General features: G+C 69.2%; 27 protein-coding genes and 3 pseudogenes. 19 read left to right on the top strand and 11 right to left on the bottom strand.

Annotated features, from left to right (window positions below; genetic code table 11):
* Positions 1-6 precede the first annotated feature (6 nt).
* Both ABEA82_RS29385 and ABEA82_RS29380 read left to right on the top strand, forming a co-directional pair.
* Positions 7-951 (top strand): annotated as a pseudogene (locus tag ABEA82_RS29385) (CE1 family esterase); the annotation flags it as partial.
* Positions 952-1,184: 233 nt separating this feature from the next.
* On the top strand, positions 1,185-1,295 hold the full coding sequence (locus tag ABEA82_RS29380) for an Hsp20 family protein (protein WP_345664713.1): 111 nt from the start codon (positions 1,185-1,187) through the stop codon (positions 1,293-1,295).
* A 211-nt stretch (positions 1,296-1,506) separates the two neighbouring features.
* Here ABEA82_RS29380 and ABEA82_RS29375 read toward each other — a convergent pair whose 3' ends face one another.
* Complete coding sequence (locus ABEA82_RS29375; RefSeq protein WP_345664712.1) at positions 1,507-1,686, bottom strand: hypothetical protein; 180 nt, start codon at positions 1,684-1,686, stop codon at positions 1,507-1,509.
* Between the two features lie 46 nt (positions 1,687-1,732).
* Complete coding sequence (locus ABEA82_RS29370; RefSeq protein WP_345664711.1) at positions 1,733-2,155, bottom strand: Hsp20/alpha crystallin family protein; 423 nt, start codon at positions 2,153-2,155, stop codon at positions 1,733-1,735.
* A 230-nt stretch (positions 2,156-2,385) separates the two neighbouring features.
* Here ABEA82_RS29370 and ABEA82_RS29365 point away from each other — a divergent pair, with 230 nt between their 5' ends.
* Positions 2,386-2,967, top strand: coding sequence for an HdeD family acid-resistance protein (locus ABEA82_RS29365; protein ID WP_345664710.1), 582 nt, complete (start codon positions 2,386-2,388; stop codon positions 2,965-2,967).
* A 408-nt stretch (positions 2,968-3,375) separates the two neighbouring features.
* On the top strand, positions 3,376-3,798 hold the full coding sequence (locus ABEA82_RS29360; RefSeq protein WP_345664709.1) for an Hsp20/alpha crystallin family protein: 423 nt from the start codon (positions 3,376-3,378) through the stop codon (positions 3,796-3,798).
* Between the two features lie 523 nt (positions 3,799-4,321).
* Here the strand turns inward: ABEA82_RS29360 and ABEA82_RS29350 are convergent.
* Positions 4,322-4,474: a hypothetical protein gene (locus tag ABEA82_RS29350; protein ID WP_345664708.1), complete on the bottom strand. Its 153-nt coding sequence runs from the start codon at positions 4,472-4,474 to the stop codon at positions 4,322-4,324.
* A 583-nt stretch (positions 4,475-5,057) separates the two neighbouring features.
* Here ABEA82_RS29350 and ABEA82_RS29345 point away from each other — a divergent pair.
* From ABEA82_RS29345 to ABEA82_RS29325, 5 genes are all read left to right on the top strand, one after another.
* Positions 5,058-5,420: a J domain-containing protein gene (locus tag ABEA82_RS29345; protein WP_345664707.1), complete on the top strand. Its 363-nt coding sequence runs from the start codon at positions 5,058-5,060 to the stop codon at positions 5,418-5,420.
* A gap of 38 nt (positions 5,421-5,458) precedes the next feature.
* The gene (gene dnaK, locus ABEA82_RS29340) at positions 5,459-7,318 is read left to right on the top strand and encodes a molecular chaperone DnaK (RefSeq protein WP_345664706.1); all 1,860 of its coding nucleotides are present in this window, start codon (positions 5,459-5,461) and stop codon (positions 7,316-7,318) included.
* Positions 7,319-7,320: 2 nt separating this feature from the next.
* Positions 7,321-7,866: a nucleotide exchange factor GrpE gene (grpE, locus tag ABEA82_RS29335; protein WP_345664705.1), complete on the top strand. Its 546-nt coding sequence runs from the start codon at positions 7,321-7,323 to the stop codon at positions 7,864-7,866.
* Positions 7,867-7,951: 85 nt separating this feature from the next.
* Complete coding sequence (locus ABEA82_RS29330) at positions 7,952-8,344, top strand: DUF2267 domain-containing protein (RefSeq protein ID WP_345664704.1); 393 nt, start codon at positions 7,952-7,954, stop codon at positions 8,342-8,344.
* 250 nt (positions 8,345-8,594) lie between these two features.
* Positions 8,595-8,990 carry a DUF2267 domain-containing protein gene (locus tag ABEA82_RS29325; RefSeq protein WP_345664703.1) on the top strand — a complete coding sequence of 132 codons (396 nt, stop codon included), beginning with the start codon at positions 8,595-8,597 and terminating at the stop codon, positions 8,988-8,990.
* Between the two features lie 151 nt (positions 8,991-9,141).
* Here the strand turns inward: ABEA82_RS29325 and ABEA82_RS29320 are convergent, their stop codons facing one another.
* Positions 9,142-9,264: a hypothetical protein gene (locus ABEA82_RS29320; RefSeq protein WP_345664702.1), complete on the bottom strand. Its 123-nt coding sequence runs from the start codon at positions 9,262-9,264 to the stop codon at positions 9,142-9,144.
* Between the two features lie 285 nt (positions 9,265-9,549).
* Here ABEA82_RS29320 and ABEA82_RS29315 point away from each other — a divergent pair, with 285 nt between their 5' ends.
* Complete coding sequence (locus ABEA82_RS29315) at positions 9,550-10,140, top strand: alpha/beta hydrolase (RefSeq protein ID WP_345664701.1); 591 nt, start codon at positions 9,550-9,552, stop codon at positions 10,138-10,140.
* Between the two features lie 54 nt (positions 10,141-10,194).
* A complete protein-coding gene (locus tag ABEA82_RS29310; RefSeq protein ID WP_345664700.1) occupies positions 10,195-10,692 on the top strand; it encodes an SMI1/KNR4 family protein in 498 nt (165 codons plus the stop codon).
* 281 nt (positions 10,693-10,973) lie between these two features.
* Here ABEA82_RS29310 and ABEA82_RS29305 read toward each other — a convergent pair whose 3' ends face one another.
* From ABEA82_RS29305 to ABEA82_RS29295, 3 genes are read right to left on the bottom strand one after another with little or no spacing between them, the layout of a single operon-like run.
* Positions 10,974-11,708 (bottom strand): HAD-IB family phosphatase, encoded by a 735-nt coding sequence (locus ABEA82_RS29305; RefSeq protein ID WP_345664699.1) that lies wholly within the window; start codon positions 11,706-11,708, stop codon positions 10,974-10,976.
* Positions 11,705-12,769, bottom strand: coding sequence for a polyprenyl synthetase family protein (locus ABEA82_RS29300; protein ID WP_345664698.1), 1,065 nt, complete (start codon positions 12,767-12,769; stop codon positions 11,705-11,707). Before ABEA82_RS29300 ends, ABEA82_RS29305 begins: the two co-directional genes overlap by 4 nt.
* Positions 12,766-13,716 carry a polyprenyl synthetase family protein gene (locus ABEA82_RS29295; protein WP_345664696.1) on the bottom strand — a complete coding sequence of 317 codons (951 nt, stop codon included), beginning with the start codon at positions 13,714-13,716 and terminating at the stop codon, positions 12,766-12,768. The genes ABEA82_RS29300 and ABEA82_RS29295 overlap by 4 nt, the downstream gene beginning before the upstream one ends.
* Before the next feature lie 903 nt (positions 13,717-14,619).
* Between ABEA82_RS29295 and ABEA82_RS29290 the strand changes: the two genes are divergently transcribed.
* The 3 genes from ABEA82_RS29290 to ABEA82_RS29280 all read left to right on the top strand — a co-directional run bounded on the left by ABEA82_RS29290 (position 14,620) and on the right by ABEA82_RS29280 (position 17,477).
* Positions 14,620-15,240 (top strand): ABC transporter ATP-binding protein, encoded by a 621-nt coding sequence (locus ABEA82_RS29290; protein WP_345664989.1) that lies wholly within the window; start codon positions 14,620-14,622, stop codon positions 15,238-15,240.
* Positions 15,210-16,043 (top strand): ABC transporter permease, encoded by an 834-nt coding sequence (locus ABEA82_RS29285; RefSeq protein WP_345664695.1) that lies wholly within the window; start codon positions 15,210-15,212, stop codon positions 16,041-16,043. Before ABEA82_RS29290 ends, ABEA82_RS29285 begins: the two co-directional genes overlap by 31 nt.
* A gap of 96 nt (positions 16,044-16,139) precedes the next feature.
* Positions 16,140-17,477 carry a hypothetical protein gene (locus ABEA82_RS29280; RefSeq protein ID WP_345664694.1) on the top strand — a complete coding sequence of 446 codons (1,338 nt, stop codon included), beginning with the start codon at positions 16,140-16,142 and terminating at the stop codon, positions 17,475-17,477.
* Positions 17,478-17,541: 64 nt separating this feature from the next.
* Here ABEA82_RS29280 and ABEA82_RS29275 read toward each other — a convergent pair whose 3' ends face one another.
* Complete coding sequence (locus ABEA82_RS29275; RefSeq protein ID WP_345664693.1) at positions 17,542-18,168, bottom strand: TetR/AcrR family transcriptional regulator; 627 nt, start codon at positions 18,166-18,168, stop codon at positions 17,542-17,544.
* Positions 18,169-18,249: 81 nt separating this feature from the next.
* On the opposite strand from ABEA82_RS29275, the gene ABEA82_RS29270 reads away from it, so the two are divergent.
* The 4 genes from ABEA82_RS29270 (at position 18,250) to ABEA82_RS29255 (ending at position 23,099) form a co-directional block, all read left to right on the top strand.
* Complete coding sequence (locus tag ABEA82_RS29270; RefSeq protein ID WP_345664692.1) at positions 18,250-18,639, top strand: Dabb family protein; 390 nt, start codon at positions 18,250-18,252, stop codon at positions 18,637-18,639.
* A 1,163-nt stretch (positions 18,640-19,802) separates the two neighbouring features.
* The gene (locus ABEA82_RS29265; RefSeq protein WP_345664691.1) at positions 19,803-20,855 is read left to right on the top strand and encodes a hypothetical protein; all 1,053 of its coding nucleotides are present in this window, start codon (positions 19,803-19,805) and stop codon (positions 20,853-20,855) included.
* 207 nt (positions 20,856-21,062) lie between these two features.
* Positions 21,063-21,626: a cysteine hydrolase family protein gene (locus tag ABEA82_RS29260; RefSeq protein WP_345664690.1), complete on the top strand. Its 564-nt coding sequence runs from the start codon at positions 21,063-21,065 to the stop codon at positions 21,624-21,626.
* Between the two features lie 462 nt (positions 21,627-22,088).
* The gene (locus tag ABEA82_RS29255) at positions 22,089-23,099 is read left to right on the top strand and encodes an aldo/keto reductase (RefSeq protein WP_345664689.1); all 1,011 of its coding nucleotides are present in this window, start codon (positions 22,089-22,091) and stop codon (positions 23,097-23,099) included.
* 312 nt (positions 23,100-23,411) lie between these two features.
* Here the strand turns inward: ABEA82_RS29255 and ABEA82_RS38745 are convergent.
* The 3 genes and pseudogenes from ABEA82_RS38745 to ABEA82_RS29240 form a co-directional block, all read right to left on the bottom strand.
* A pseudogene (locus tag ABEA82_RS38745) lies at positions 23,412-23,507 on the bottom strand (IS982 family transposase); the annotation flags it as partial.
* A pseudogene (locus ABEA82_RS29245) lies at positions 23,503-23,601 on the bottom strand (IS5/IS1182 family transposase); the annotation flags it as partial. The pseudogenes ABEA82_RS29245 and ABEA82_RS38745, both read right to left, overlap by 5 nt.
* A gap of 12 nt (positions 23,602-23,613) precedes the next feature.
* Positions 23,614-24,003, bottom strand: coding sequence for a RidA family protein (locus ABEA82_RS29240; protein WP_345664687.1), 390 nt, complete (start codon positions 24,001-24,003; stop codon positions 23,614-23,616).
* Positions 24,004-24,075: 72 nt separating this feature from the next.
* Between ABEA82_RS29240 and ABEA82_RS29235 the strand changes: the two genes are divergently transcribed.
* Complete coding sequence (locus ABEA82_RS29235) at positions 24,076-24,984, top strand: LysR family transcriptional regulator (protein WP_345664686.1); 909 nt, start codon at positions 24,076-24,078, stop codon at positions 24,982-24,984.
* Positions 24,985-25,004: the final 20 nt, after the last annotated feature.

The following is a 25,004-nucleotide window of genomic DNA, read 5'->3' as shown; positions in this document are numbered from 1 at the left end:
TCCAGGATGACGAGGACAAGGTCCCTCTTATGCACCGCCGTGGTCGCGGTGCTGGTCGCCTTGAGCACGGGAGGCACGGCACTGGGCCACGGCCGGGGCGGGAACGCCCCGCTCACGGCCTCCGGCACGGCTGCCGCATCCGCCGGCACCGCCGCCCCGAGCTCCGGATGCGGCAGGACACCCACCCTGACGAGCGGAACGCACACGATCCAGAGCGGCGGCAAGAACCGCAACTTCATCCTGCGCATCCCCGACGGCTACGACCGTAACCGCGCCCACCGCCTGGTCTTCGGGTTCCACTGGCTGGGCGGCACCTCCACCGACGTCGCCACCGGCCGCACCGTGGAAACGGGCACCTGGGCCTACTACGGACTCCAGCGACTGGCGAACAACAGCGCCATCTTCGTCGCACCCCAGGGCCTCAACAACGGCTGGGCCAACAACGGCGGGGAGGACGTCACCTTCGTCGACGACATGCTCAGGCGCATCGAGGCGGACCTCTGCGTCGACACGACACAACGCTTCGCTCTCGGCTTCAGCTACGGCGCCGCGATGTCGTACTCCCTCGCGTGTTCCCGTGCGACGGTCTTCCGCGCGGTCGCGGTCCTGGCCGCCGGGCAGCTCAGCGGTTGCAGCGGCGGCACCCAGCCGATCGCCTACCTCGGCGTGCACGGCCTCAGGGACAGTGTCCTCGGCATCTCCGGCGGACGGGCACTGCGGGACAGGTTCGTCAGGAACAACGGCTGCACTCCCCAGAACCCGCCCGAGCCGGCGCAGGGCAGCCTGACGCACCGGGTCACCACCTACTCGGGATGCTCGTCCGGGCATCCGGTCGTCTGGGCCGCGTTCGACGAGGGGCACATCGCGGCTCCGCAGGACGGGGCTCCCGGGGACAGCGGCTCCAGGACCTGGGTGCCGCAGGAGGTCTGGAAGTTCTTCACGCAGTTCCGGACCGCCGCAGGGCCCAGGTAGAAGCCGCCAAGGCGCCGGGCGGCAAACAACTGCCCGGCGCCGGTCACGTCACGTCTTGGTGCAGGCGGTCCATTCCTCCGCCGGCTGCGCAGGGGCGAGCGGGGGTGAGGCGGCGCGCGCGGGGACGCCGTTGCCCCGGCTGCCCGGGAAGTGGGCAGCCGGGGCGAGGGGTCTGTCGGTCAGGATTCTTGACAGCAACTGGTCGGTGCGCCATGGACACCGGCGAAGAGCACGCCGGCGCTGAACTCGCCGACGGTGTGCTCACCGTCAAGGTCCGCAAGGCGGAGAAGGCCAAGCCCCGGCGCATCGAGATCGCGGGCTGACGGCGATACCCGAGCCCGCCGCGCGGGGCGGGCTCGGTCGTTTGTCGCATACCCGGCCCCTGCGGGCGGCCAAGTCCTGCAAGGTCCGTGCGCGGGGTACGCCGGGTACCGACTCTGTACGCCCAGCACTCTGCGGTTCCGGGCGGTGGAGATCACAGCCGCGGCCCGGGCCGCGCTGAGGTTGTGTATCGCGGCCTCGCGCTCACCCAACTCACGCGGTGGTGGCGTGTTCGTCGGCGCTCAGGACGCTCCGCAGTCGCTGGTACCGGTCGAGGTCTTCCCAGGTGTCGTGGTCGGGCGGGTTGGGGCTGCGGCGTTCGGTGCCCCAGGCCCAGACGCCGGCGGCGAGCCCGGCGAAGAGGGGGATGAGCAGCCACAGCAGGGCGCCCATGGTGTAAAGCTCCTTCGATGCGTTGGGACGGACGGGCTGGTGCAGCTCAGGCGGTCAGCTGCTTGGGAACGCCGCCGGAGATGGCGATCTTGCGTGGCTTGGCGTGCGCGGCCAGCGGGATGCGCAGGGTGAGGACGCCGTTGTCGTAGGCGGCCTCGGCGGCCGCGGTGTCCAGGGCGTCGGACAGGGCCAAGCGGCGGGTGAAGCGGCCGGTGGGCCGCTCGGTGAGCACGGGACGGGCGTCGGCCGGGATGGGGGAGGGCCGCTCGGCGGTCAGGGTCAGCGTCTGGCGTTCTGTGGTCAGCTCGATGGTGGAGCGGTCCATGCCCGGCAGATCGAACTGCAGGTAGAGCGCTTCGCCGTCGCGCCAGGCATCCGCCGGGATGAGGGTGCCGGCCGAGGCGGCGCCGTTCTCGAGCTGATGCGTGAGCCGGTCGAGATCGCCCAGCAGACCCGTACGCGCAAGCATGTCCAACCTCTCTCTTCCTTATGGCGGGCCACAGGGAATGCGGCCGGGTGATCGAGTACCCGCCTATTCGTATAACCCGGCAGGAGATTCTCTGACAAGTGCCCACTGCATGAAGTTGACGGTAGGCGACTCAATCTCGTAAACGCTGAAGTGTTCGGTTGCGTCGATGCCGTCGGCCCGCCGGGGTGATCCGTGCGTCGGCGCATGGAGTGCTGGAAGGGAGGCCGCTGGTGACGGAAAGGATGAAGACGGTCTGGCTGCTGGCCGCCCGCGGCGTAGCAGCGGTGGTTTTCGGCGTGCTGACGCTGCTTTGGCCGCAGCTGACGGTGCCGGCCCTGGCCTGGGTGTTCGGCTCGTACGCCCTGGTGGACGGTGTGATGCTGCTGGGCACGGCGTGGCGGCACCGGCATGAGCGCCGGCCCGCCGCGACCTGTGCGGCGGCCGGCGCCCTGGGAGTGGCGGCCGGATTGGTCACGGCTCTGTGGCCGGGTCTTACGGCCCTGGCGCTGTTGGTCGTGGCGGGCGCCTGGGCCATCGTGACGGGATGCCTGGAGCTGTGGGTCGCCACGCGGATGCGGCATGAGCTGCGGCACGCCTGGTGGTGGCGGGCCTCGGCCGTCGTGTCGGTGGCGGCGGGTGCCCTGCTGTGGCTGCGCCCGGAGGCCGGCGCCGTGGCCATCGCGCTGGCCCTGGGCGTGTACGCACTGATCGCGGGCGGCCTGTGGCTGGCTGCCGCCTGGCGGGCGTACCCCACCCGCACCGGACGCGGTTCGTGGCCCGGGCCGGCCTCCGGCGCCCGCGTGGCCCACTGACGTTCGGCCCAGTACCACAAGCACGGCGCATCGCGGGTCCGCTGGGCCGTGCGGTGCGCCCTAGATGAGTTCGTGGACGAGGTCCGCGTGGAGCTTCACTAGTGGCGCGCGGTGCACCCGCACCCCGGGTCCCGCTACCGCTTCCGCCCGGGACGCTGGTGCGTGGGCAAAGTGGAGCACGCCCGAGGCCGAGCCGTCGTCGCCCTGTGCAACCGGGGTCCGGTGCTCGTGGTGACGACCTTCGGCCACGACGGCCCCCACCTCTGATCCGGAGGGCGACGCGGCCTGGCTGCGGCAGGTCACCGTCCCGAAAAAAAATTGAGCCTGTAGTTGTCAACTTCCGGCGTAGTGGTACATCAGAAGTAGAGCGGATTGAACGCAGGAACGACGTGAAGGAGGGATGACAGGATGCTGATGCGTACGGATCCCTTCCGCGAGCTTGACCGGCTCGTCGAGCGGGTCTGGGGCACGGCCGCGCACCCGGCGGGCATGCCGCTGGACGCCTGGCGTGAGGGCGACACGTTTTTCGTGGAGCTGGACCTGCCAGGCGTGGACGCGGAGTCGATCGATCTCGATGTCGAGCGCAACGTCCTGACGGTGAAGGCCGAACGCAAGCCGACGTACGGCGAGAACACCGACACGGTGGTCACCGAGCGGCCCGCGGGGACGTTCAGCCGGCAGCTGTTCCTCGGCGAGACCCTCGACACCGACAAGATCGAAGCCTCCTACGAGGCCGGTGTGCTGAGGCTGCGGATCCCGGTCGCCGAGCAAGCCAAGCCCCGCAAGATCGCCATCAGCGGCGGCAGCGACCGCAAGGAACTGGGCAGCTGACGCCACAGCAACTCCTCTCTCCAAGGGCCTCGGGCACCAGCCCGGGGCCCTGACGCCGTCTTTGCCCCTTCTCCCTCTGCGACCGCGGGGCGCCGACAGGTGACCGACCCCGTGGCCGTGCCGTAGCCCGACCGCGCACCGCACGGCCCGGCGCCGAGGGCCCGCTCCAGCATGGCGATCGACCCCTCGCCGTCCCGACTCTCCCGTGCCACCCGCCGATAGTCCGGCAGCGCGCCGAACAGGGTCAGCGCGATCAGTGCGGGCCAGGATGCCGGGCCGTATGCTCGCTCTGCCCCTCCGGCAGCCAGCGCCGCCACCGCGGCGCTGCGGATCCTTTCGGGCCGCCGGGCTCGCGCGCCGCCGGGCCGCCGAGGTGCCACCGTCATCCCGGGCAAAGCACGGTCTCGCGCACGGTTACCCGCGTGCCCGCGTAGACGGCGCGACAACAGACGTGACGGTCAGCCGCGGAGCGTCGGGCTGGGAGAACCCTTGCCGGCTTCTCGTGTGCGGCTCTGGGAGCGCATCAGGACGGGGCCGGGCCCTCCGGCTTCCCGGCCTCCGCGTCGAACTCTTTGGTGAAGGTGGCGCCGCACCGGCAGCGGGAGTGCTCGATCAGTTCTCCCTCGGCCGACACGCTCAGCCCCTGGCTGAGCCGCACGTGCACATGAATACCCATGAGGAGCTGCCCTCCTTGACCTCGTTTGGTCCGGTCATCGTGGAGGCCGACCGCGTTCACCGGCAATGCCGCAGGTCACACGTGAGTGCCGATCGTGCCGCCCTTCAGGGGCCGCCGCAGGGCCCAGGAGATCGGCGTGCGGACTCCCTGCCACAACAGTGCGCGCCCGCCGTCACGGGCAGGCGCGCACTGTTCGGATCATCCGGACGGCTTCGTGGACGGCCGGGCTGCTCGTGCGCCGGGTTGCGGCTGCGGGTGGCCGGCGGCGTGCAGCATCGGTGCGGTGTGCCGCTCGGGACGATGGCCGCCCTCGGCCGTGACGCGGTTGCGGGGCGCCTCGGCGCCACCGGGCAGCGACACGGGCCGGCGCGCCACCAGGCGTCCGACCCGGCGGCGGCCGCAGTGCGGTGAACTCCACACGTTCGACAGCGAGTTCGGTGATCACTGCACTGCATGGACTACAGCAGGCATCACCTCCCTACACCTCGCCAGACTTGACAAGGAAGGGCTCAAGTTTTATCTCAGAAAGGTAGGCAAGGAGGTAGGAAGTCGCAGCTCAGCATGGGCGAGGAGGTGGTCGGACGTGCAGGCGCCGGAGCCGGAATCGGACCTGTACGCGGTGCTGGGCGTGCAGCCCTCGGCGACGGCCGAGAAGATCACCTCGGCCTTCCGTGCCCAGGTGCGGGAACTGCGCCCCGACACCCGCGTGGACGCGGACATCACCGCACGGTTCGGTGAAGTGCGGGCGGCGTACGAGACGCTGCGCGATCCCGTCCTGCGAGCGGCCTACGACCAGCGCCTCGAGCGCACGCTGCCGGCGTCTGATCGAGGTGCTGCTCCGACCGAGCCCGTGCGGCCCGCGTGGCGGTACGCCGTGGTGCTCGGGGACGTGCGTCCCGAGCCGCCGCTGCGGGCGGGGCCGGTCCGGTGGATCCCCGGCCGGTGAGACGAAGAACGAGGTGAGGACGAGAAGGGAGAGCACAGATGGCACGGGCGGTTGGTATCGACCTCGGAACGACGAACTCGGTGGTCTCGGTCCTGGAGGGCGGCGAGCCCACCGTCATCGCCAACACCGAAGGCGCGCGGACGACCCCGTCGGTGGTGGCGTTCTCCAAGAACGGTGAGGTGCTGGTCGGCGAGGTGGCCAAGCGGCAGGCCGTGACGAACGTGGAGCGCACCGCACGCTCGGTCAAGCGGCACATGGGCGACCACGGCTGGCGTTTCCCCGAGCACGGAGACGTCGACGGCAAGCGGTACACCGCGCAGGAGATCTCCGCGCGCGTGTTGCAGAAGCTCAAGCGGGACGCGGAGTCCTACCTGGGTGAGGACGTCACCGACGCGGTGATCACGGTGCCCGCGTACTTCGACGACACCCAGCGGCAGGCGACCAAGGAGGCCGGGGAGATCGCGGGCCTCAACGTGCTGCGGATCATCAACGAGCCGACGGCGGCCGCGCTGGCGTACGGCCTGGACAAGGAGAACGACCAGACGGTCCTCGTCTTCGACCTCGGCGGCGGCACCTTCGACGTCTCGCTGCTGGAGATGGGCGAGGGCGTCATCGAGGTGAAGGCCACCAACGGCGACACCCACCTGGGCGGTGACGACTGGGACCAGCGGATCGTCGACCACCTGGTCACACAGTTCAAGAACCACTACGGCGTGGACCTGTCCAACGACAAGATGGCCGTGCAGCGCCTCAGGGAGGCGGCGGAGAAGGCGAAGGTCGAGCTGTCGTCGTCCACCGAGACGACCATCAACCTGCCCTACATCACCGCCTCGGCCGAGGGACCCCTGCACCTGGACGAGAAGCTCACCCGCTCCCAGTTCCAGCAGCTGACCGCCGAACTGCTGGAGCGCTGCAAGGCGCCGTTCCACAACGCGATCAAGGACGCCGGGATCAAGGTGTCCGACATCGACCACGTGGTCCTGGTGGGCGGCTCCACGCGCATGCCGGCGGTCACCGAGCTGGTGAAGGAGCTGACCGGCAAGGACCCGCACAAGGGCGTCAACCCCGACGAGGTCGTCGCCGTCGGCGCGAGCCTGCAGGCCGGTGTCCTCAAGGGCGAGGTCAAGGACGTCCTGCTGCTCGACGTCACCCCGCTGTCCCTGGGTATCGAGACCAAGGGCGGCATCATGACCAAGCTGATCGAGCGCAACACCACCATCCCCACCCGCCGCTCGGAGATCTTCACCACCGCCGAGGACAACCAGCCGTCGGTGACCGTGCAGGTTTACCAGGGCGAACGGGAGATCGCCGCCTACAACAAGAAGCTCGGCATGTTCGAGCTGACCGGCCTGCCCCCGGCCCCCCGGGGTGTGCCGCAGATCGAGGTCACCTTCGACATCGACGCCAACGGCATCATGCACGTCTCCGCCAAGGACCTGGGTACCGGCAAGGAACAGAAGATGACCGTCACCGGAGGCTCGGCGCTGCCCAAGGACGACATCGACCGCATGGTCCGCGAAGCGGAGCAGCACGCCGAGGAAGACCGAAAGCGGCGTGAGGCGGCCGAGACCCGTAACCAGGGTGAACAGCTCGTCTACTCCACCGAGAAGCTCCTGCAGGACAACCCCGACAAGATCCCGGCGGACGCGAAGAGCGAGACCGAGTCGGCGCTGGTCGAGCTGAAGGAGAAGCTGAAGGGAGAGGACACCGCCGCGATTCGGCAGGCGATCGACCGCACCGCCCAGGCCGCGCAGAAGATCGGCACCGCCCTGTATCAGCAGTCCCAGGCCGAGCGGCCGGCCGGTGCCTCCGCGGACGGTGGTACGAGCGGTGGTCCGGCCGAGGACGACGTGGTGGACGCCGAGATCATTGATGACGACAAGCCGGAGGCTGGCTGACGATGACTAGGAGCGGTCCGCAGAGCACCGAACTTCAGCAGCTGCGGCGCCTGGTTCAGGAGCGGACCGCCGACCTGCAGCGGGTCAAGGCCGAGTACGACAACTACCGCAAGCGGGTCCGGCGGGACCGCCTGGCCGTGCGCGAGATCGCCGCGGCCAACGTGCTCAAGGCGCTGCTGCCCGTGCTGGACGCCGTCGACCGGGCGTGCGCCAACGAACCGCTCACGCCCGGTCTTGAGGACATCGCCGGCAGCCTCGAGGAGCAGCTCGGCTCGCTGGGTGTCACGTCGTTCGGTGAGGTAGGCGATCCGTTCGATCCTGCCTGCCACGACGCCCTCACCCACCACGTCTGCGCCGCCGCGGCCGGCCTCGTGTGCTCGGCGGTCCTGCGTCCCGGCTACCGGCTGGGAGAGCACCTGCTGCGCCCGGCGACTGTGGAGGTCACCGGGCCGGCCCCGCCCACGAGCGGCGCACCGGAACCCGAATACAGCGCACGGTGGTCATCCGCCCGCGCAGACAAGCCGCGGTTGCCCGTCGTGCGGAGCTGACAGGCTTGCTTCCGTCTGGGTACCGGGGAAGAAGGCATCGCTTTCGATGCCCCTGAGAGTTACTGGCAAGCGGAGGTGACGGATCATGCAGCACCACGAATTCCTCGCTCGCGTACGCGAGCTCGGCGAATACGCCAGCCAGGACGAAGCCGCGAAGGTCACCGAGGCGGTGCTGAGCGTGCTCGCCCAGCGCATCAGCCCCGGCGAGGTCGACGACCTTGCCTCCCAACTGCCCGCACCGCTCGGACAGACACTGGCCCAGGCCAAGCAGGCGCAGGCCGAGAGCTTCGGGATCGAGGAGTTCTACCGCCGGGTCGCCGAGCGCGTCGGCGCGCGGCCGCGTACCGCACAGTGGGACGCCAGCGCGGTCCTGACTACCCTGGCCGGCGCCGTCTCCGGCGGTGAGCTGAACCAGATCATCAGCCAGCTCCCCTCCGGCTACGCCGTCCTGTTCGGCAAAGCCGATCTGGCCAGCTGACACCAGAACCCCCGGGGGCGCCCCGGATACGGCCACGCCGTCGGCGTTCGGACCAGCACCGGCCCAGTCGGCCAGGAAGCCCGTGTTTCCCGATCGCCGAGCGCGCCAAGCCTCGCAAGACCCGCCATCAGTGGGTTTTGCGGGGGAGATCTCCGACGGCGGCCGTGGCCGGCCGAGAAATGGAGGACGGGCATTCCTCACCCGCCCTTCACCCCCTCGGAGTTAAGAGCCGACGAAGGGTGGTTGCCCCATGACCCTGCGACGCGAAGCCTTCCTCGACCAGGTGAAGGAACGCGGCGAGTACGAAACGGAACACGAAGCCGAGCGGGCGGCGCGCGTGGTCCTCGCCCTGCTGGGTGCCCACCTGGTGGGCGATGTGCGCGCCCAGCTGGCGGCGCGCCTGCCAGAGGAATTCGCCCTGATCCTGCTCAACCCGCTGCAGAGCGCCGAGCCGCTGACGCCGGAGAGGTTCGTGCGGGCGACGGCGGCCTGGATCGAGGGAGCCACCGAACAGACCGCGGCCTGGGACGTCAGCGCCGTCCTCAGCACCGTCGCCGACGCCGCCGGCCACGACCTGATGGACCAGGTCCTGCTCCAGCTCCCGACAGGCTACGACTTGCTCTTCGGCCGCCCGCAACCCACCTGACCCGCATCCGGTGCCGTGCCGCACACCCGCCACGCACCGGATGCCGAGTTGCCGGGCGGTGCTGTTGCTCTCGTCTCAGCCGCTGGGGGCGGGATGGCGAACGCGCCGCCGAGGACCGTGCCTGGCGGGCAACACCAGGTGCGGGCCGCCGTCAGGGCTGATGCCCGCTGATGTCACCGGCGTCGTCGTCAGCCAGCATGACGGCGGCGGTGCGTTTGCCCACGAGTTCGCGGTGCACCTCGAAGCTCTGGCACACCGCCGTGACGATCTCCACGCCGTGTCGGCCGAAGTCGCAGAGCGCATGTACGTCAACGCTCGCCCGGTGGGGTCCTCCGCGGCGACGGGCAGCGTGTTGACCGCATTGGTCAGCGGCAGGGTGTAGGAGGGAGCTGTGGTAGCGGCGGCGTGGGCTTGTGCGGGGCTGAGCAGGGAGGCCACGGCCAGTACCGCGGCGGCGAGCCGATTCGGCGGTGTCGACGGTCGAGTGATTCCTCAGGGTTCATGGTGGCAGCGTTCGAGTACCAGGGAGTCTGTGATCACTGACTAGTAGTCTGCGGTCATGTCTGATCCCGTCCCCTTTGCTATGCCCACCCGTTTCGGCGGAGGCCGAGATCGTGTTGCAGTTGTCGTTCCAGGTGTCGGTTACTCGCCTGCCCGGCCGCTGCTGCACTTCGCCCGGAGCGTCCTGCTCCAGCACGGCTGGACGGTCCAGGAACTGTGGTGGCGGGTCCCTGGTGGGTTCTCGCAGTTCACAGTGGACGATCGGATCGCATGGGTGGAGCGGCAGGTCACCGAGGCCATCGAAGCCGAGGCAGGGGCTTGTCAGCTCGTCATAGGCAAATCCCTGGGCTCTCTCGCCTGCGGCATCGCAGCTGACAGGAAGATCCCGGCAGCCTGGCTCACCCCGCTCCTGACCATCGACCACGTTGCTGCGGCTCTCCAACGAGCCGTGGAGCCGACCCTCCTCATCGGCGGAAGCGCCGACAAACTTTGGGATTCTCGAATTGCTGCGTCCCTGAGACACGATGTCCTGGAAGTGCCTTTGGCGGACCATGGCCTGGAGTTTGCTGACGATGCCGCAGGATCGGTTGATGTCCTGCGACAAGTCGTCTCTCGGCTGGACCGCTTCATCGGCTCGCTCAGCCGCTGAGGGCTTCTGACAAGATCGGCTCGGGCGGGTTCTAGGTCGCGTCGAGAACTCGGTGTGCTCCTGCCTGAGGAATACCGGACGTATCTGCGCGAGGTGAGCGCTGGCGGGGCACTCTTCCGGCTTGAGCGGACCGGGCGTGGCTGGTGGTGGGCCGGCAATGACGAGGGGCGGCGCGAGCTGCTGGCCATTCCCTTTCCGCATCCCGACTCCTATGCCGAGAGCGACGACGAACTGATGGCGCGTGAGCCACAGGCTGAGGCGTTCGAGGACGACGCCGCGTATCGAACAGCCTGGCGTGCCTGGGCTGACGAGGCCGACAGATTCGAGGACCTGAAGACGGCCGGCGCGGTCGTCATTCAGGAGCACGGCTGCGGCTTCGCCACCCTGTTGGTACTGACCGGCTCACTGGCCGGCACGGTGTGGTGGGACGGACGGGCTACTTGTGATCGGATCGTCCCGCTCTCCTTGGACCACGTTTCACGAAACCTGCCCGCGGCCAGGGCCAGGGTTCGCGCCGCAGTGTCTGCCGCGGCCGGAAGACCACGGCACTGATCGGCCCCCTCGTTTTGCCGCGAGAGGGCCTCGCCGTTTGCTCAGGGGCGTCCCAGGACCAGTTCGTGCAGCGCCCACCCGGGCCGCGTTCACGCCAGCACGGCGACGTCCACGCGGCGCAGGGTCGCACCGCTCAATCTCACCTGGACGTCCAGCGTCCTCGTCGATGTCGCCCCTTGTGGGAGACCCGTCGGCAGAGCAAACGGAACTAGACGACCCGCTAGTTCGGAGAAGTGACCAACTCGAAGCTGATCGCGCCGTCGGGCTTGCATGCGTCCAGATCAAGTTGGTGGGGCCTTGGTCAGGTAGGAGGCGGCGTGTTGGAGATCGGGTGCGGTGTGTGCGGCCTGGTGGCGGTGAGGGCTGTTGCCGAGGGGGTCGATGAGGACGGAGCGGCGCGTGGCGGCGAACAGGCCGGTGTCGTTGGGGCCGTTGCCCAGCACGAGGATCTGGTCGGGTTCCAGGTGGAGGGCGCGGGCCAGGTGATGGAACTGGGTGACTTTGAGTTCTGTGAGGGCCGCGGGGTCGGTGGCGTCGAGGTCGAGGCCGGTCATGTAGCCGTGGTTGTCGTAGACGACGCGGCCGGCGCCGTAGGCGAACCGGGCGCCGATCCGGGCGGCGGTGGCTTTGGCGTATTCGGTGACCGAGGAGCTGATGAGGGCCAGGGGAACGTTGTGCTCACGGACGGCGGCGGTGAGGTGGTCGATGTCGCGCAGCGGGACGGTGGCGAACGCGGCTTCCAGGTCTTCGCGCCGGACCCCGGCCCACAGCGCACACAGTGCGCGGGGCAGTTCGTCGCCGGTGAGGGTTCCGGCTTTGAAGGCCCGGTAGAGACGGGCGTGCTCGGCCGCGGAGGTACCGAGGGCTTTGGTGACCGTCAGCGCGCTGGAGGTGGTGGTGAGGGTGCCGTCGATGTCGCAGACGACCGCGCCCAGAGGGGGCAGGGGGCCGGCGGGCGGAGGGACGGTGGGGCGGAGGCTGTCGGCGGCCGGGGCTGGCGTGTTGGGGTTGTTCACGGCCGGGGGCCTCGTTCGTCGGCGTAGGCGGTGTAGTAGCTGATCGGCAGGGTGGCCAGTGCCTCCAGGTTCCGGCGGGCGGCAGGGTCGGGCACCGCCTGGTCGAGGAGAGCCAGGGTGATCTGGATCTGCTGGTTGATGAAGTGAAGGGCGCGGGGCCCGGCGTCGGTCGCGTTCACCAGCTCGGTCGCGCGGGCGGTCTGCGAGGGTGTCAGGGGAGTGCGGGTGGCGTAGAGGGTGGCCAGGGCCCGGCCGGCCGCGCTGTCGTGGGCGAGGGCGTCCACGGTGACCAGAGTGCGCTTGAGCCCTGCCAGATCGCTGCCGGTGGGCTTGCCGGTTCTGGCCGCGTCTCCCCAGACGCCCAGCATGTCGTTGGCGCACTGGAACGCCACCCCGGCGGTGGTGAACGCCTCGACGAGCAGATCCACCACGCTGGGGTCGGCGGCAGCACATTGGGCACCGACGCCGGCCGTCGCGCCGAGGAAGACTCCTGCCTTCTGTCGGGTCATGGTCAGGCACTGGTCCCAGGTGGTGTCTGTGCGGGATTCGAAGGCAGTGTCCGCGTCCGCGCCTTCACATGTCACAGCTGTCGCGTGTCCGAGCAGCCGGGCCGCGCCGGGGGGCAGGCCGGGCAGCGTCAGGGCGAGGCTGAGCAGCGCGTTGCCGGCCAGGAGCGCGGTGGGAGCGGTGTGAATGGTCCAGGTGGCGGGCTGGCCGTGCCGGGTGCGGTCGCGATCCAGGACATCGTCGGTCAACAGCGTGAACGCTTGGATCAGTTCCACGGCCGCTGCGGCGGGCAGCGCGGCCGCCGGCTCGGCGCCGAGTGCGGTCGCGGCATCGAGTACCAGCGCGGCGCGGATGCTTTTTCCGCCGCCCATCTTTCCGGTCGGGCGGCCCTCGGGGTCGATCCAGCCGAAGTAGTACCGTGCCGCGTCGCCCACCCGGCCCGCAGGGAGGGTGCCGACCGCCTCCCGGAGCAGCGGGTCGATGTCGCGCCGGGCTTGGACCAGCCGGGCTGCCAGGGTGGGTGCGGTGTGATCCGTGCTGCCTGTCGTTGTCATGCGGCCACCTCCGGCCAGTCGGCGACACCGGGCAATGCCAGGTCCGTCATCGCGATCAGCAGTGCTCGTCCCCTCTCGGTGAAGGGCCCGCCGGCCGCCCGCTCGAGGGCTGCCCGGCGCCGAGCGGCGATCATGGCCCGTACCCGCTCGACGGCCCCGGTGGCAGCGATCGTGGAGCGCAGTTCCGCCAGCTCACCCCCGCACATGCCGGGCCGGCCCAGGAGCCGGGCCATGACCGCGCGCTGCCTGGCCGTGGCGGCCTCGCCGGCCAGGGCCACCACCACGGTGTGCTTGCCCTCCTTCAAATCCTCCCCGCAACCCGAACAGTCCGGGTCGGCAGCGACGTCCTCCAGGTCGTCCTGCAACTGGAACGCCTCACCCAGCGGCCGGGCGTAGCCGGCCAGGGCGTCGCTCACGTCCGGGTCGGCGCCGGCCATCGCGGCACCGATCAGGAGCGGACCGAGGACGGTGTAGGCGACGGTCTTGGCGTGGATGACGGCGAACGCCTCGGGCACCGTTCCGAACAGCTGGGAGGGTTTGACCAGATCCAGGAGCTGGCCGTTGAGCAGCTCGGCACGCATAGCACCCAGATGGGCACGGGCCGCCGGTGGGACGCCCGGCTCATAGAGGCACTGGAATTGCTCCTCGGCCCACAGAGCGGCCAGGTCTCCGAGGAACACGGCGGCGCTCACTCCGGACCAGGCGTTCGCGCCGTGCAAGTCCGCGCATGCCACATGCACCGCCGGGCGACCGCGCCGCATCAGGGAGCGGTCCACCAGGTCGTCGTGGACCAAAGCGTGCCCGTGGAGGAGTTCGAGCCCGACACCGACGTCGATCAGCCGTACGTCCAGCGGCGCGTCGGTGACAGCCCGCCACCCGATGTGGCAGAACAGCGGCCTGACCCGCTTGCCGCGGCCACTCAGAAACGCGCGCAGAACATCGATCATGTGCTCCGCACCGGGGCCGGAATGTCCCGGCCGGTCGGATCGCTGCTTGCTGGCCAAAAAAGCGTCCAGAGCCCGGTCGACCGCAGTGCGGGCCGTGGTCAGATCGGCTCTGGCGTCAGCCACGCACACAGGCCGCGCCGAGATGGGTGACGCGCTCAAGAAAACTCCCCATTCTGCCGCTCGCCCGCGTCTCGGGCCGCACAACCCTTGGGCGCCGTCAGCGGTCCGCCGTCGGCGCGGGATGCATGGTGAAACGTCCGTCTCCCAGTGACTGGAAAGCCGATCTGCCTGCCCTGACCTGGAGAAAGCCGCACACCACGACTCGCGCTGTGCAACGACGGCGGGGCGCTGTCGTCACGCCTGGCGCTGGGAGGGCTCCTTCTGTCTCAGGCAGGGCACGCACCCGGACGGAGAAGTCCACGGCTGTCGGCGGCCCATGGCACCGTCGACAGCCCCAGCGGCCGTGCACAGGACCCGCGTCGTTCGCGCAGCCGGAGCAGAGCCCATACCGGCTGACCGAAGCAGCAGCCGACCGCCGATCCGACGATTAGTCGCGCGACGCCGGCCGACTCTGCGAGAGGGCCGCACGATGCCCCGGGCCCAAACCGCCTCTGTGTGTGCCACCCGTGACCCCGTACCCGTTCACGGGCCGTATGGCGAGTGCGTGCGTGCCGGTCAAGGGGACGGGCGCGTGGCCGGCTCCGTTCAGTGGTCGTGTCCTGCGACCTGTCGTGTTCGTTGCACGGCTGGCCGGGGACTTCGGGATGTCACCGGTCTCCGCCCGTTGCGGACGTCGGCGCGGCTGCGTAGAGCGGCTGTCGGCCATCGGATGCGGTCGCGTGGCAGGCCGGGCGGAAAGCGGCGGGAGTGGAGGGCGGCGCGGTGAATGCGATCGGTCCGGTGCTGGAGGTGCGAAAGGTGTGCAAGAGGTACCGGCAGCGGCCTGTCCTGCGTGGGGTGTCACTGGAACTCCGTCCGGGAGAATTGGTGGGAATCGTCGGTGAGAACGGGGCCGGCAAGAGCACGCTGCTACGCATCCTGGCCGGGGACCTCGCGGCGGACAGCGGCATGGTGCGGAGAACGGGACGGCTGGGCTGCTGCCCGCAGGAGACCGTGCTCCACCCGGCTTTCACCGTCGACCAGCACCTGCGGTTCTTCCAGGCCGCCTACGGCATCAGCCGTCTGACCCGAGCCTGCGAGCTGCTGGAGGAACTGAACTTCAGCGATTACCGGTATGAGCGGGTGGAGGCACTCAGCGGCGGCACGCGCCAGAAACTCAACCTGACTCTCGCCCTGATGCACGACCCACAGGTGCTGCTCCTGGACGAGCCGTACCAGGGTTTCGACTGGGAGACCTATCTGCGTTTCTGGGAGCTGGCAGCGGCTCTGCGAGACCGGGGCTGTGCGGTGCTCGTGGTTTCCCACCTTGCTTATGACGCCTCGCGCCTGTCCACCCTGTATCGCCTGGACGGCGGGCTGCTGCACAAGACCGAGTGGACGACGACAGTCGGGGCGGCCTCGTGAAGCGCTGGCGTGCCTGCTTCGGCACGGCGCTGCGATTCGCGCTGATCGAGCAGGCCCGCAACCGGCTGGCGCTGCTCATCGTGCTCCTGTTCGTGCCGCTGTGGACCACGCTGGCCTACGAGGTGGTGGCGCGGACACCTTTGCGGTTCTACGTCCGGCCGGTCGGACGCCATGTGGTCATGGACGGCAACGTCCTCACCCAGGTCGTCGGGGCGCTGCAGGCTCTCACGCTGGTCGTCGCGTTCATGACGTTCGTTGCCACGGCCCGCTCCGCCGTGTTCGACCGACGTCTGGTACGGGCCGGCTTCCCGCGTTCTTGCCTGGCCCTGGCGAAATACGCGTCGCTCGTCCTGGTGGCGGCCGCGGTCGCCGCCTACGGCACTGCGTGGATGCATCTGTTCTGGAGGCCGGTACAGCCGGTGCTGTTCACCGCCGGGATGTTCACCGGAGCGCTGGTCTACGGGACGGTCGGCATCGTGCTCGCCGCCGTGGTGCGCAGTGAATTGGCCGGCATGTTCCTGGCCATCATGATCAGCTCGGTGGATCTGCTGCTGCAGAACCCGCTGGTCAATCCGGAATCGGACAGTGCCCTGGTGCGCTACCTGCCGGCGCACGGCGCGGTGCAGACCGCGGTGACCGCTGCCGACCTGCACGTGCTGCCGTGGAGCTGTCTGCTGCTCGGGTTCGGGTGGGCACTGGGCATGGCGGGACTCGGCATGACCGCCTTCGCCCTGCGCACCCGCACCCAGGGCCCGGCGCGGGCACCGGTTCCGGGTGCCAAGGAGACCGTTACGCCAGGGTGACCAGGGTCGTTTCGCACCGGGCAGCGAGTCGATGACCGCGATCGCAGCCCACCAGCGCATCAATGCCGTGACGACCGATCTTTCGCAGTGACAGAAATGACCGACATGCGAACCTTCCTCCCTCCCAGTGCGGCCGACCTCTTCCTGCGCGATCTGGAACAACGCGCGGAGCATCCGGACGCCGGATTAACCATCGGTGCGGTCCTGCACCTGTCGGGCGCAGTGCCCGGGCTGCCTGACCTCCAGGAGCACGTGGCCGCCCGCCTTTCCGGCCTTGCGTGCACGGCGCGTCTCCTTCACGGCGACGGCCGGCGGGCGCAGTGGCTACCCGCCGTTCCCGACCCCGCGCGTCATGTCAGCGCCCAACGCCTGGCCAGGGGCCGCCAGGCTCTCGAGGCGGCGGTGCACGAACACCTACGCGAGCCCTGGCCCGTGGACGCCCCGGCCTGGCGCCTGGTCCTACTCCACGGCCACGTCTCCGACGGATTCGCACTGCTCTACACGGCCCATCACAGCGTGCAGGACGGCGCCACCGCGATCGAGGTCCTGCAGGCCCTCTTCGGACCGCACACGGGTGCCGGGCGTTCCACGGCGGTGCTGCGGACCCGGCGCGCCGAGCCGCGGCCCCGGCTGCCGCAGGTGCTGCGCAGCGCCGCAGTCCTGCTGCGGCATGCCCGCAAGCACCATGTGTGGACCTCACCGTCACAGCCCCTGTCCAGCCGCCGTCACACGGCCTGGGTCCACACCCCTGCGGCCCTGCTCAAGACGGCGGCGCGCGCAGGCGACGCCAGCGCCAACGATGTCTACCTCACCGCGCTGGGCCACGCGATCGCGCAATGGGCGAGCACATCCTGGCCACACGCCGCCAAGGCTCCCATTCCCGTCATGATCCCCGTCAACCTGCGCGCGAAGGACGAAGCCGGGGCCCCCGGCAACCGCCTCTTCCTGACCCGCGTCGACCTCCCGGCCGGCCCACTTCACCTCCTCCAGCGGCTCACCGAGACCCGTGCGGTGACATCGCCTCTCAGGCTGCCCGGACACAGAGCAGTGCTCCGCGCTGCTCTCACCCGCCTACCTGCCGGCCTTCTTCAGCGCCTCGTAGCCGCGAGCACCGCTCCGGGTCGGCTCACGCTCGTCGCGTCCTGCCTGGTGATGCGCCAACGTCTCCGTTACGGCGACGCGGTGGTGACCCGGATCGACCCCATCATGTGCTGCCCGCCCGGCGCGCCCCTGTCGGTGATCATGCTCGTGTACGCGGGCGAGGCGAGCGTGTGCTTCCGCATCGACAAAGCTCTCCCCGATGCCGGCAGCCTCCCCGGACTGTGGAGGCAGGCCCTGGAAGACCTGTCGACAGCCGCTGGCCGCCCGCTGACCGGCCCTCAGCACGCCACGGCAACAGCAGCGGCACTCACCCCGGAGCCGCGACCGGACTGATGGCGCCCTGCCGAGGCTGCGGACGGTGGATGACACGCCTCTTTGATCGGCACAGATTGGGGGGTCACTTGCCGTAAGCGCGCAGGAAGACGTCCATCGCAGTGTCAGCGACGGTGTCCGGGGCGGCGTCGGGGCGGTACTCCATCGGGCCGGTGAGCAGAGAGAGGAAGTGCTCGGCGGCGAGCTCCGGGTCGCACGGGCGCAGGCGGCCAGCGAGAGCCAGGCGGGCCAGACGGTCAGCGAGGGCGGAACGTACCCGCAGGGCTGTGCGCTCGCGTACGCTCGCCGCCAGGTCGGGGAATTGAGCCGCCTGGGCAGAGGCCAACTGCCGCACGGCGCGAGCGTCTTCGTTGCTGAACGCCTGGAGCAGGCCGTGGGCCACGGCTGTGAGTGACGCGCGCGGGTCGCTGTCCGCGGCGGCCTCGCGCAGCTGCTCGACGACGGCGAGGCTCTGCGCGCCGACCCGGTCGGCGGCGGCCTCTACGGCCTCGCGGTAGAGGCTCTCCTTGTCGTTCAGGTGACTGTAAACGGTCGGCTTTGCGACCCCCGCCTCCTGAGCGATCTCCTTCACGCATGCCTGGGCGTAGCCGTGTCGCGTGAATACCGCGAACGCGCCGTCCAGGATCGCCTGCCGCCGCTCGATCCGCCCACGGGCGGGACGCCCACCCCCGGTTGACACTTCTGAACTCATGGGTTCAGTGTAGTGACTGAACCAACGCGAACAGATTTCTGAACCAGCAGGTTCAGTCTGCATGGGAGGGGTGGGATAGGCGTGATCGTCCACATGTTGCGCTTCACGTTCAAGGAGACCGCGACCGAGGAGGAGCGCGAGCACGTACTCGCGGTGCTGGGGCGTATGGCCTCTGTCGACTCGGTGTCGTTCTCGACGGTGGGCCAATGCCTCGGTGATCCCGACGGCTTCACCCACGCCTACTGCGTGGGCATCACCGACCTGCCGACCCTGCGGCGCTACATGCACGACCCGGTTCACCTGGCCGGCGACCCGCAGATCACGCCCTACCTGGACAGGATCGCCATCGGCCCGGACTTGTCCGACGACATGACGCCCACCCTGGCCCGGGACATCCTCGCCCTGCATGAGGAGAAGGTCGCGCTCTACCCGGAGTGGGCCGCCGAACTCGGCCCGCTGCTGACGGCCTGAAGAAGCCCGGCGCCGGCAGTCGGCACCATCGCTCCGCAGGCCGTCCTCGTTGCTGTAAGCGCCTGTTGGTGGTTGTTGGCGACGAGGTCGATGAGACGTGCGGTCGAGAATGTCCTGCTTGAGGGCGGCCTTACGTCTCCACCGTAACCAAGGGCCGCAGCTCGCTCCTGCCGGACGTCCAAGTAGCAGCGCAAGAAGTTCTTTCAGTCGCGGCTTCTTCACACGACCGGCTAGGGCTCTCGGAGGAGGGTCACTGATGAAGCCTTGCTGGCAACACTGGCGGTCCCGCGCCGGCTTGGACAGCAAGTCGATCTGATGAACGAGCAGTTGGGAGAAGAGGCCCTTCCTTGTTGCTGAAGCCTGCCTCTACGCTGGCCCGGTGTATGGAAGTCTCCAGCCAGGTGCCGGCGCCACAACTCGGGGGAGACCGTGGACATCCCGACGTTGATCGTGCTGGGCGCGGCGGGCGGTCTGCTGCGTGGGGCCGTGGATCTATACACCCGATTCGTGTCCTGGCAGGCCGTTCGCCTAGCCTGTCTGCAGGCGGGCAGGCAAGCACCGCAGTTCCGGGAGTACTTCGACCCCTCCACCGACATCGTCGCGCCCGCCGTGCACACCGTGATGGGAGCCGGTGCTGCCGTACTGTTCGGCACCACAGGACAGATCAGCGGCGCGTACGCTGCGCTCGTTGTCGGAATGTCGGCGCCCATGCTGCTCACTCAACTCACCCGCGTCCAGACGGTGAACGAGGTGGTGACCGGCGATCGGCCGACGGCTGAGACGGCGCAGGCGGCCGTAGAGAACGGGAACACCGCGACCGCGGGCACCGTGCCCGGTGCCGAGTCCCCTGGCGCCGCAGGTGCCATAGGGCCACCATCCCCAATGGAGCCCCAACTCGCGGCTGCTGCGGACCCGGCCCAGCCCGCCGCGCGCGAAATCCCACTACCTACTGCACGGTCCTCGGCCAGGCCGCCCGCGGCCGTCGCTCGTACGCAAGAGCCCGGCCCTGGCGAACTTCCTGCGGATCAAGCCCGGTCGGCAGAACCCACGCGCTCCGCGAATACTCCCTTGGCTGCCGACCCGCCCGATGGGGCGGGATCTGGCGTTGACGGTCCCAGCGCGCCACGATGGCGGCACGGGCCGGCGATGGGGGAGGCGGGGCCGTGAACAGTGTTCCGCAGTACCTTTTCAGCGAGGACCGCCAGGAGTACGAGCGGCTCCTCGACGAAGCCCTGCGATCTGTACCACACCGCCCGGAACTGGCTGCTCTCGGACGGAAGCTCAGTCTCGAACAGTTGCGCACCATGGCGCTGAGCGCCACCTCGCTCATCACGGCGGCCGCGGCGACCGAGTACCAGCACTATGTGAGGGTCCGCGAGGAAATGCGCGACCCGGCGTACTGGTCCACCGGAGACGCGTTGACGGCCTCCTCGTTTGCCTCCTCTCACTCTGGCAGCCGTCCGGCATCCGCGGGTCGGCCGGCTCCGGCAGGTCAGGACCGTCGGTTCGGTGGAGCCGTTCCCGGCGCCGGACAGTCGGGCCGCCGCCGAATCGGTGGCGGTGTCGCTGCGCAGCGCTGGGCCAGGATGTCTTACGGCCGTCGCCTGTTGGCAGCTGTGCTCGGCCTGCACGTACGTCCAGAGGTGCCAGCAGGCAGCGCCATGGAGGCCCGGAAACTGGCCCCGGAGTCGGCCGAGGCCGGCAGATCCGGGGCTTGGTCGTACTTCGCTGTTCCTGCCGCTGTCCTGTCCGGAACGGTCACTGCGATCTTCTTCCTTGCCGGCATCGTCCTCATGTCGTTCAGTGCAGAGTCGGATGCCTCCCGTTCCATGATTGCCGCCGGGTGGGTGGCCGGGGCTGTATGTGCGGGCACTCTCGCCGTTCTGCTGGTCCTCGCCCGGCGCCACCGGCCCCCAGTCGGGGACTGGTCCCAAGGCGAGATGAGCGAAAAGGTGGCGCTGGCCAAAGAAGCGTGGCGGGAGGCTCTGCTGGAGCGCGGCATCATGCCCTTCCTGAGGGAGGCATCGGCCGACCCCGGTGGTGTCGCATCTGATGTTGTGGCACCGCCAGAGCCCACCAGTCGTATGCCGCACCTCGGCTACGACCGACCCGGCTTTCCTCGTCCGCACAGCGGTGCCTCGGGCCCGCGCCCGAGCTTTACCAGCCCGGACTACACCAGTCCGGATTTCGGAGGCTCCGAGCACCAGCCGGAGTGACACCGGTACGGCTACGCCGTCCCCCCGGATACACCCCTGGCTCATTGCTCGTGTCCAGCGGCCCCCCACGCGCGACTCGTTGATGTCGACGAGAACTGAAACCGGTCGTGGGAGCACTGCGGCGCGGCGCTGCGAAAATCTCCGAGGCCTCCACCGCGGCTCGGTTGATCCGCCAGACTTGTCTCAACGGAGAAAGGGACAGCTAGCATGGCAAACAGCGCACTTCTGGTGATGGACGTTCAACGGGACGTCGTGGCCATCGCCGATGACGGTTCCGGATATCTGCCGCGCTTGCGAAGGGCGATCGACGGTGCCCGGGCCGCAGGTATCACCGTGATCTACGTGGTGCTCGGGTTACGGCCGGGCGATCCAGAAGTCAGCCCCCGCAACAGGGTGATGACAAACGCCGTGCGGGCCGGCCTGTTCACCGAGGGGACCCCTGGCACCGAGATCCATGACGACGTCGCGCCTCAGCAGGGCGACGTCGTGGTCACCAAGAGGCGGGGGAGTGCGTTCTCGGGCAGCGACCTCGACTTGGTGCTCAGGGCTCGAGATGTCGACAGCCTTGTTCTCACCGGCATCGCCACCAGCGCTGTCGTCCTGTCCACCCTGTGGCACGCCATCGACCTGGACTTCGGCCTCACCGTCCTGGCCGATGCCTGCCTCGACACCGACCCCGAGGTGCACCGGATGCTCACCGAAAAGCTGTTCCCCCAGTGGGCCGAAGTGGTCGCCGTCGAGGACTGGATCAAAGCCATCGCAGCGCAATAGCGGGAGGCCGTCGGCCCTCGCGTGCGGGGTAAAAACGGCATCACCTCCCGTACCGGGCGAGGTCAGCCGACAGCGTCCTGCGCTGCTGTCCGGGCCTGTGTAAGGGCCAGCCGGTAGGGTTCGGCGCCGGTCGTTGCCGCCGAAGGTGAGCCAGCCGACGATGGCCGCGCAGAGCCGGGGTCTAGCGCCGCGATACCGTCGCCCGGACCAGCGGAATCTCTTAGTGATCGAGCGATGATCGGTCGTGGCGACGGTCCCGCGAGGGGCGTTTACCGTGGGGGCTGAGTAGTGCCCTACGCACTCGGCTGAGAATTGACAGTCTGTTACTCGCTACCACTGGGTTCTCTGGTACGCCTGGCCCGAAACGGTCGAAACCTGACGGGCGCATATGTAACCCTCCTCCGAATTCCGGACCGAGACGTATTTGCGTTAGGGCGCACTCCAACTCCTAGGTTCGCAGGCATGCGATACATCAAACTCGGAACGACCGGACTGGAAGTCTCCGCCATCACCCTCGGCTGTATGAGCTTCGGCGAGCCGGACCGGGGCGGCGAGCCCTGGTCGCTGGGCGCGGACGCCAGCCGGGACATCATCAAGCAGGCCCTCGAGGGCGGCGTCAACTTCCTCGACACGGCCAATGGGTACAGCGCCGGAAGCAGCGAGGAGATCGTCGGCCGGGCGGTCAAGGACTTCACCCGGCGCGAGGAGGTCGTTCTCTCCACCAAGGTCTGGATGCGGATGCGCCCCGGCCCGAACGGCGCCGGGCTGTCCCGCAAGGCGATCTTCGCCGAGCTCGACGCCTCCCTGAAGCGACTGGGGACCGACTACATCGACCTGTACCAGATCCACCGCTGGGACTACGACACCCCGATCGAGGAAACCCTCGAGGCGCTGCACGACGCGGTCAAGTCCGGGAAGGTCCGCTATATCGGAGCCTCTTCCATGTACGCCTGGCAGTTCGCCAAGGCCCTGTACCTGGCTGACCTGAACGGCTGGACCCGGTTCGTGTCGATGCAGGACCACTACAACCTCATCCACCGGGAAGCAGAGCGGGAGATGATCCCGCTCTGCGCCGACCAGGGCATCGGCGTGATCCCGTGGAGCCCGCTGGCGCGGGGCAGGCTGACGCGGGCCCGGGACACCGCCACGGCGCGTGCCGAGACCGACGCGGGCGGCAAAATCCTCTACCGCGACGAGGACCAGGCGGTGGCCGAGCGCGTCCACGAGATCGCGGGCAAGCGGGGTCTGTCTCCGGCCCAGGTCGCCCTGGCCTGGGTCATGCGCAACCCGGCGGTGACCTCGCCCATCGTCGGGGTCACCAAGCCGGCCCAGCTGGCCGACGCGGTCGCCGCGGTGGACGTCGAACTCGACGAAGACGAGGCTGCCTACTTGGAGGAGCCCTACCAGCCGCACGAGGCCGCCTACCTGGAGGAGTCCTTCTACAAGCGGCAGCCTGTGGCGGGCTCTCGGTAGTCCGGGCTACCACCGGGCCTTCGACGAGTCCTTGGCCCCGGCCTTCACAGCCCTGTGGTCGGCCCGGCGGTGCTTGCGGGCGGTCGCGCGCAACTGCATGATCCGCGCGCTGCCCGCCAGGGCGGTGAGCAGGATGCCCCCCACCACGGCCAGCAGCAGGGCCACGCGCAGCGGAACGTGCTCCTGGGCACCGAAGTAGCACCGGTGCCCGCCGTCGAAGCATGAGCGATCGAGCCCTTGTGGGTCCGGTTCGAGGCCCCCCCGCCACCCCATCTCGAGACACATCCGTGGGGCTGTCACAACCCACGGCAATTCGATCAGCTGCCGCACCGACTTCAGCAGCCCCTCTCCCCGGCGTTTCTTCTCGCGCTTGAACGAGGGCCGCAGCAGCTCGGTCTCGCGCACGGATCGCGGCGACAGTGACGGTGCCGTGAAAGACGTAGGCCCGTTTGTCGTACCGCGTCGCCACGGCCCGGTAGTTCTTGAGCCGGTTGATAGTGCGCAGTTCGGGCTGCTACGCGGTGACCCTCCGCGCGTACACCTCTATCTCGATCTTCATGCGGGGGTCTGAGAGGCCGCACATGAGCATCGTGGCGGCCGGTCGGACGTCGCCGAAGTAGCGGCGTAGGACCGGCCAGCAGGGCTCGAAGTCTTCGCGGTCGGGCAGCAAGTAGCGCACCCGCACCACGTCGGCGAAGGTGCACTTCGCCTCGGCCAGCGCGGCCTCGATGTTGCGCAGGCACTGCTCGGCCTGCACCACCACGTCGTCGGAGATCGTCATGGTGGTGTAGTCGAAGCCGGTCGTCCCGGACACATGCACCCAGTCACCGTCGACCACGGCACGGGCATAGCCGATGTGCTCCTCAAAGGTCGAGCCGCTGAGGATCGCGTGTCGCTCTGTCATGCGCAGAACGCTAAGTGACCAGCACAGGTACGTCTAATACAGCTGAAGGCATGGCCTGATATCTCTAGGCGTATGGAGCGCCCCGAACTTCCCCTCCCACAGCTGCACGCCTTCGTCGTACTCGCCGAGGAACTGCACTTCGGCCACGCGGCCGCCCGCCTGGGCATCGCCCAGCCGCCGCTGAGCCAGCAGATCCGCCGACTGGAAGACAAGGTCGGTCACGCGCTGTTCACCCGCGAACCGGGACGCGTCACGCTCACCCCGGCCGGCCGCGAACTGCTGCCCGCCGCGCGGCGGGCTCTCACCGACCTAGCGGACGGCCTGGCCACAGCCAGGGCCGTGGGCAGCGGCCGGGCCGGCCGTCTACGGATCGGTTTTGCTGCCTCCCTCGCCCTGACAATCCTGCCTGGCCTGCTGCGCGCCTTCCGGCAGCGGTACCCCGGCGTGCACCTGGACATCCGTGAGATGACCACCGCGCCGCAGATCGCCGCCCTGCACGACAAGACCATCGACATCGGCCTGCTGCGTGAGCCCCCCACCAGCGAGGCAGAGCTCGGGTTCAGGACGGTACTCAGCGAGCCCTTCGTGGCCGTGCTGCCGGCCGCCCACCCTTTGGCAGCCCAACGGACCGTGCAGCTTGCACAGCTCGCGGACTCGCCCTTCGTGCTGCTGCCCCGCGCGGTCGGCCCACAGCTGCACGACCAGATCACCGGGCTGTGCACCGCAGCAGGCTTCACACCGCAGATAGCCCAGCATGCAGTGGAGTGGCAAACCGTGTGCGCGCTCGTGGAAACCGGTCTGGGCGTCTCCCTGGCCCCGGCGAGCATCCGACGCATGCGCCTCAAAGGCGTCGCCTTCCGCAGGATCGAGCCCAGCACCGCTCGCACGAGAGTCGCCGTCGCCTGGCGCAAGAACGACCAAAGCCCTCCGGTCACACACCTGTTGGCGACCCTCAGCCAAGATCCGCCGGACAGGCCCTAGGCCAATTCCTGTCCTAGACG

The sequence above is a fragment of the Streptomyces venetus genome (assembly GCF_039540295.1).
Lineage (GTDB): Bacteria > Actinomycetota > Actinomycetes > Streptomycetales > Streptomycetaceae > Streptomyces > Streptomyces venetus.
Note: the sequence above shows the minus strand (reverse complement) of the source record. Positions and strands in the feature narration are given on the sequence as shown.

Excerpts from the sequence above, each read along its gene's own strand:
- ABEA82_RS29370 (WP_345664711.1), bottom strand. The coding sequence starts at position 2,155 with ATGCTTGCGCGTACGGGTCTGCTGGGCGATCTCGACCGGCTCACGCAT.
- ABEA82_RS29295 (WP_345664696.1), bottom strand. The coding sequence starts at position 13,716 with ATGATCGATGTTCTGCGCGCGTTTCTGAGTGGCCGCGGCAAGCGGGTC.
- ABEA82_RS29360 (WP_345664709.1), top strand. The coding sequence starts at position 3,376 with ATGCTGATGCGTACGGATCCCTTCCGCGAGCTTGACCGGCTCGTCGAG.
- ABEA82_RS29235 (WP_345664686.1), top strand. The coding sequence starts at position 24,076 with ATGGAGCGCCCCGAACTTCCCCTCCCACAGCTGCACGCCTTCGTCGTA.
- ABEA82_RS29350 (WP_345664708.1), bottom strand. The coding sequence starts at position 4,474 with ATGGGTATTCATGTGCACGTGCGGCTCAGCCAGGGGCTGAGCGTGTCG.
- ABEA82_RS29375 (WP_345664712.1), bottom strand. The coding sequence starts at position 1,686 with ATGGGCGCCCTGCTGTGGCTGCTCATCCCCCTCTTCGCCGGGCTCGCC.
- ABEA82_RS29275 (WP_345664693.1), bottom strand. The coding sequence starts at position 18,168 with ATGAGTTCAGAAGTGTCAACCGGGGGTGGGCGTCCCGCCCGTGGGCGG.
- ABEA82_RS29280 (WP_345664694.1), top strand. The coding sequence starts at position 16,140 with ATGACCGACATGCGAACCTTCCTCCCTCCCAGTGCGGCCGACCTCTTC.
- grpE (WP_345664705.1), top strand. The coding sequence starts at position 7,321 with ATGACTAGGAGCGGTCCGCAGAGCACCGAACTTCAGCAGCTGCGGCGC.
- ABEA82_RS29325 (WP_345664703.1), top strand. The coding sequence starts at position 8,595 with ATGACCCTGCGACGCGAAGCCTTCCTCGACCAGGTGAAGGAACGCGGC.
- dnaK (WP_345664706.1), top strand. The coding sequence starts at position 5,459 with ATGGCACGGGCGGTTGGTATCGACCTCGGAACGACGAACTCGGTGGTC.
- ABEA82_RS29240 (WP_345664687.1), bottom strand. The coding sequence starts at position 24,003 with ATGACAGAGCGACACGCGATCCTCAGCGGCTCGACCTTTGAGGAGCAC.
- ABEA82_RS29315 (WP_345664701.1), top strand. The coding sequence starts at position 9,550 with ATGTCTGATCCCGTCCCCTTTGCTATGCCCACCCGTTTCGGCGGAGGC.
- ABEA82_RS29380 (WP_345664713.1), top strand. The coding sequence starts at position 1,185 with ATGGACACCGGCGAAGAGCACGCCGGCGCTGAACTCGCCGACGGTGTG.
- ABEA82_RS29300 (WP_345664698.1), bottom strand. The coding sequence starts at position 12,769 with ATGACAACGACAGGCAGCACGGATCACACCGCACCCACCCTGGCAGCC.
- ABEA82_RS29330 (WP_345664704.1), top strand. The coding sequence starts at position 7,952 with ATGCAGCACCACGAATTCCTCGCTCGCGTACGCGAGCTCGGCGAATAC.
- ABEA82_RS29260 (WP_345664690.1), top strand. The coding sequence starts at position 21,063 with ATGGCAAACAGCGCACTTCTGGTGATGGACGTTCAACGGGACGTCGTG.
- ABEA82_RS29255 (WP_345664689.1), top strand. The coding sequence starts at position 22,089 with ATGCGATACATCAAACTCGGAACGACCGGACTGGAAGTCTCCGCCATC.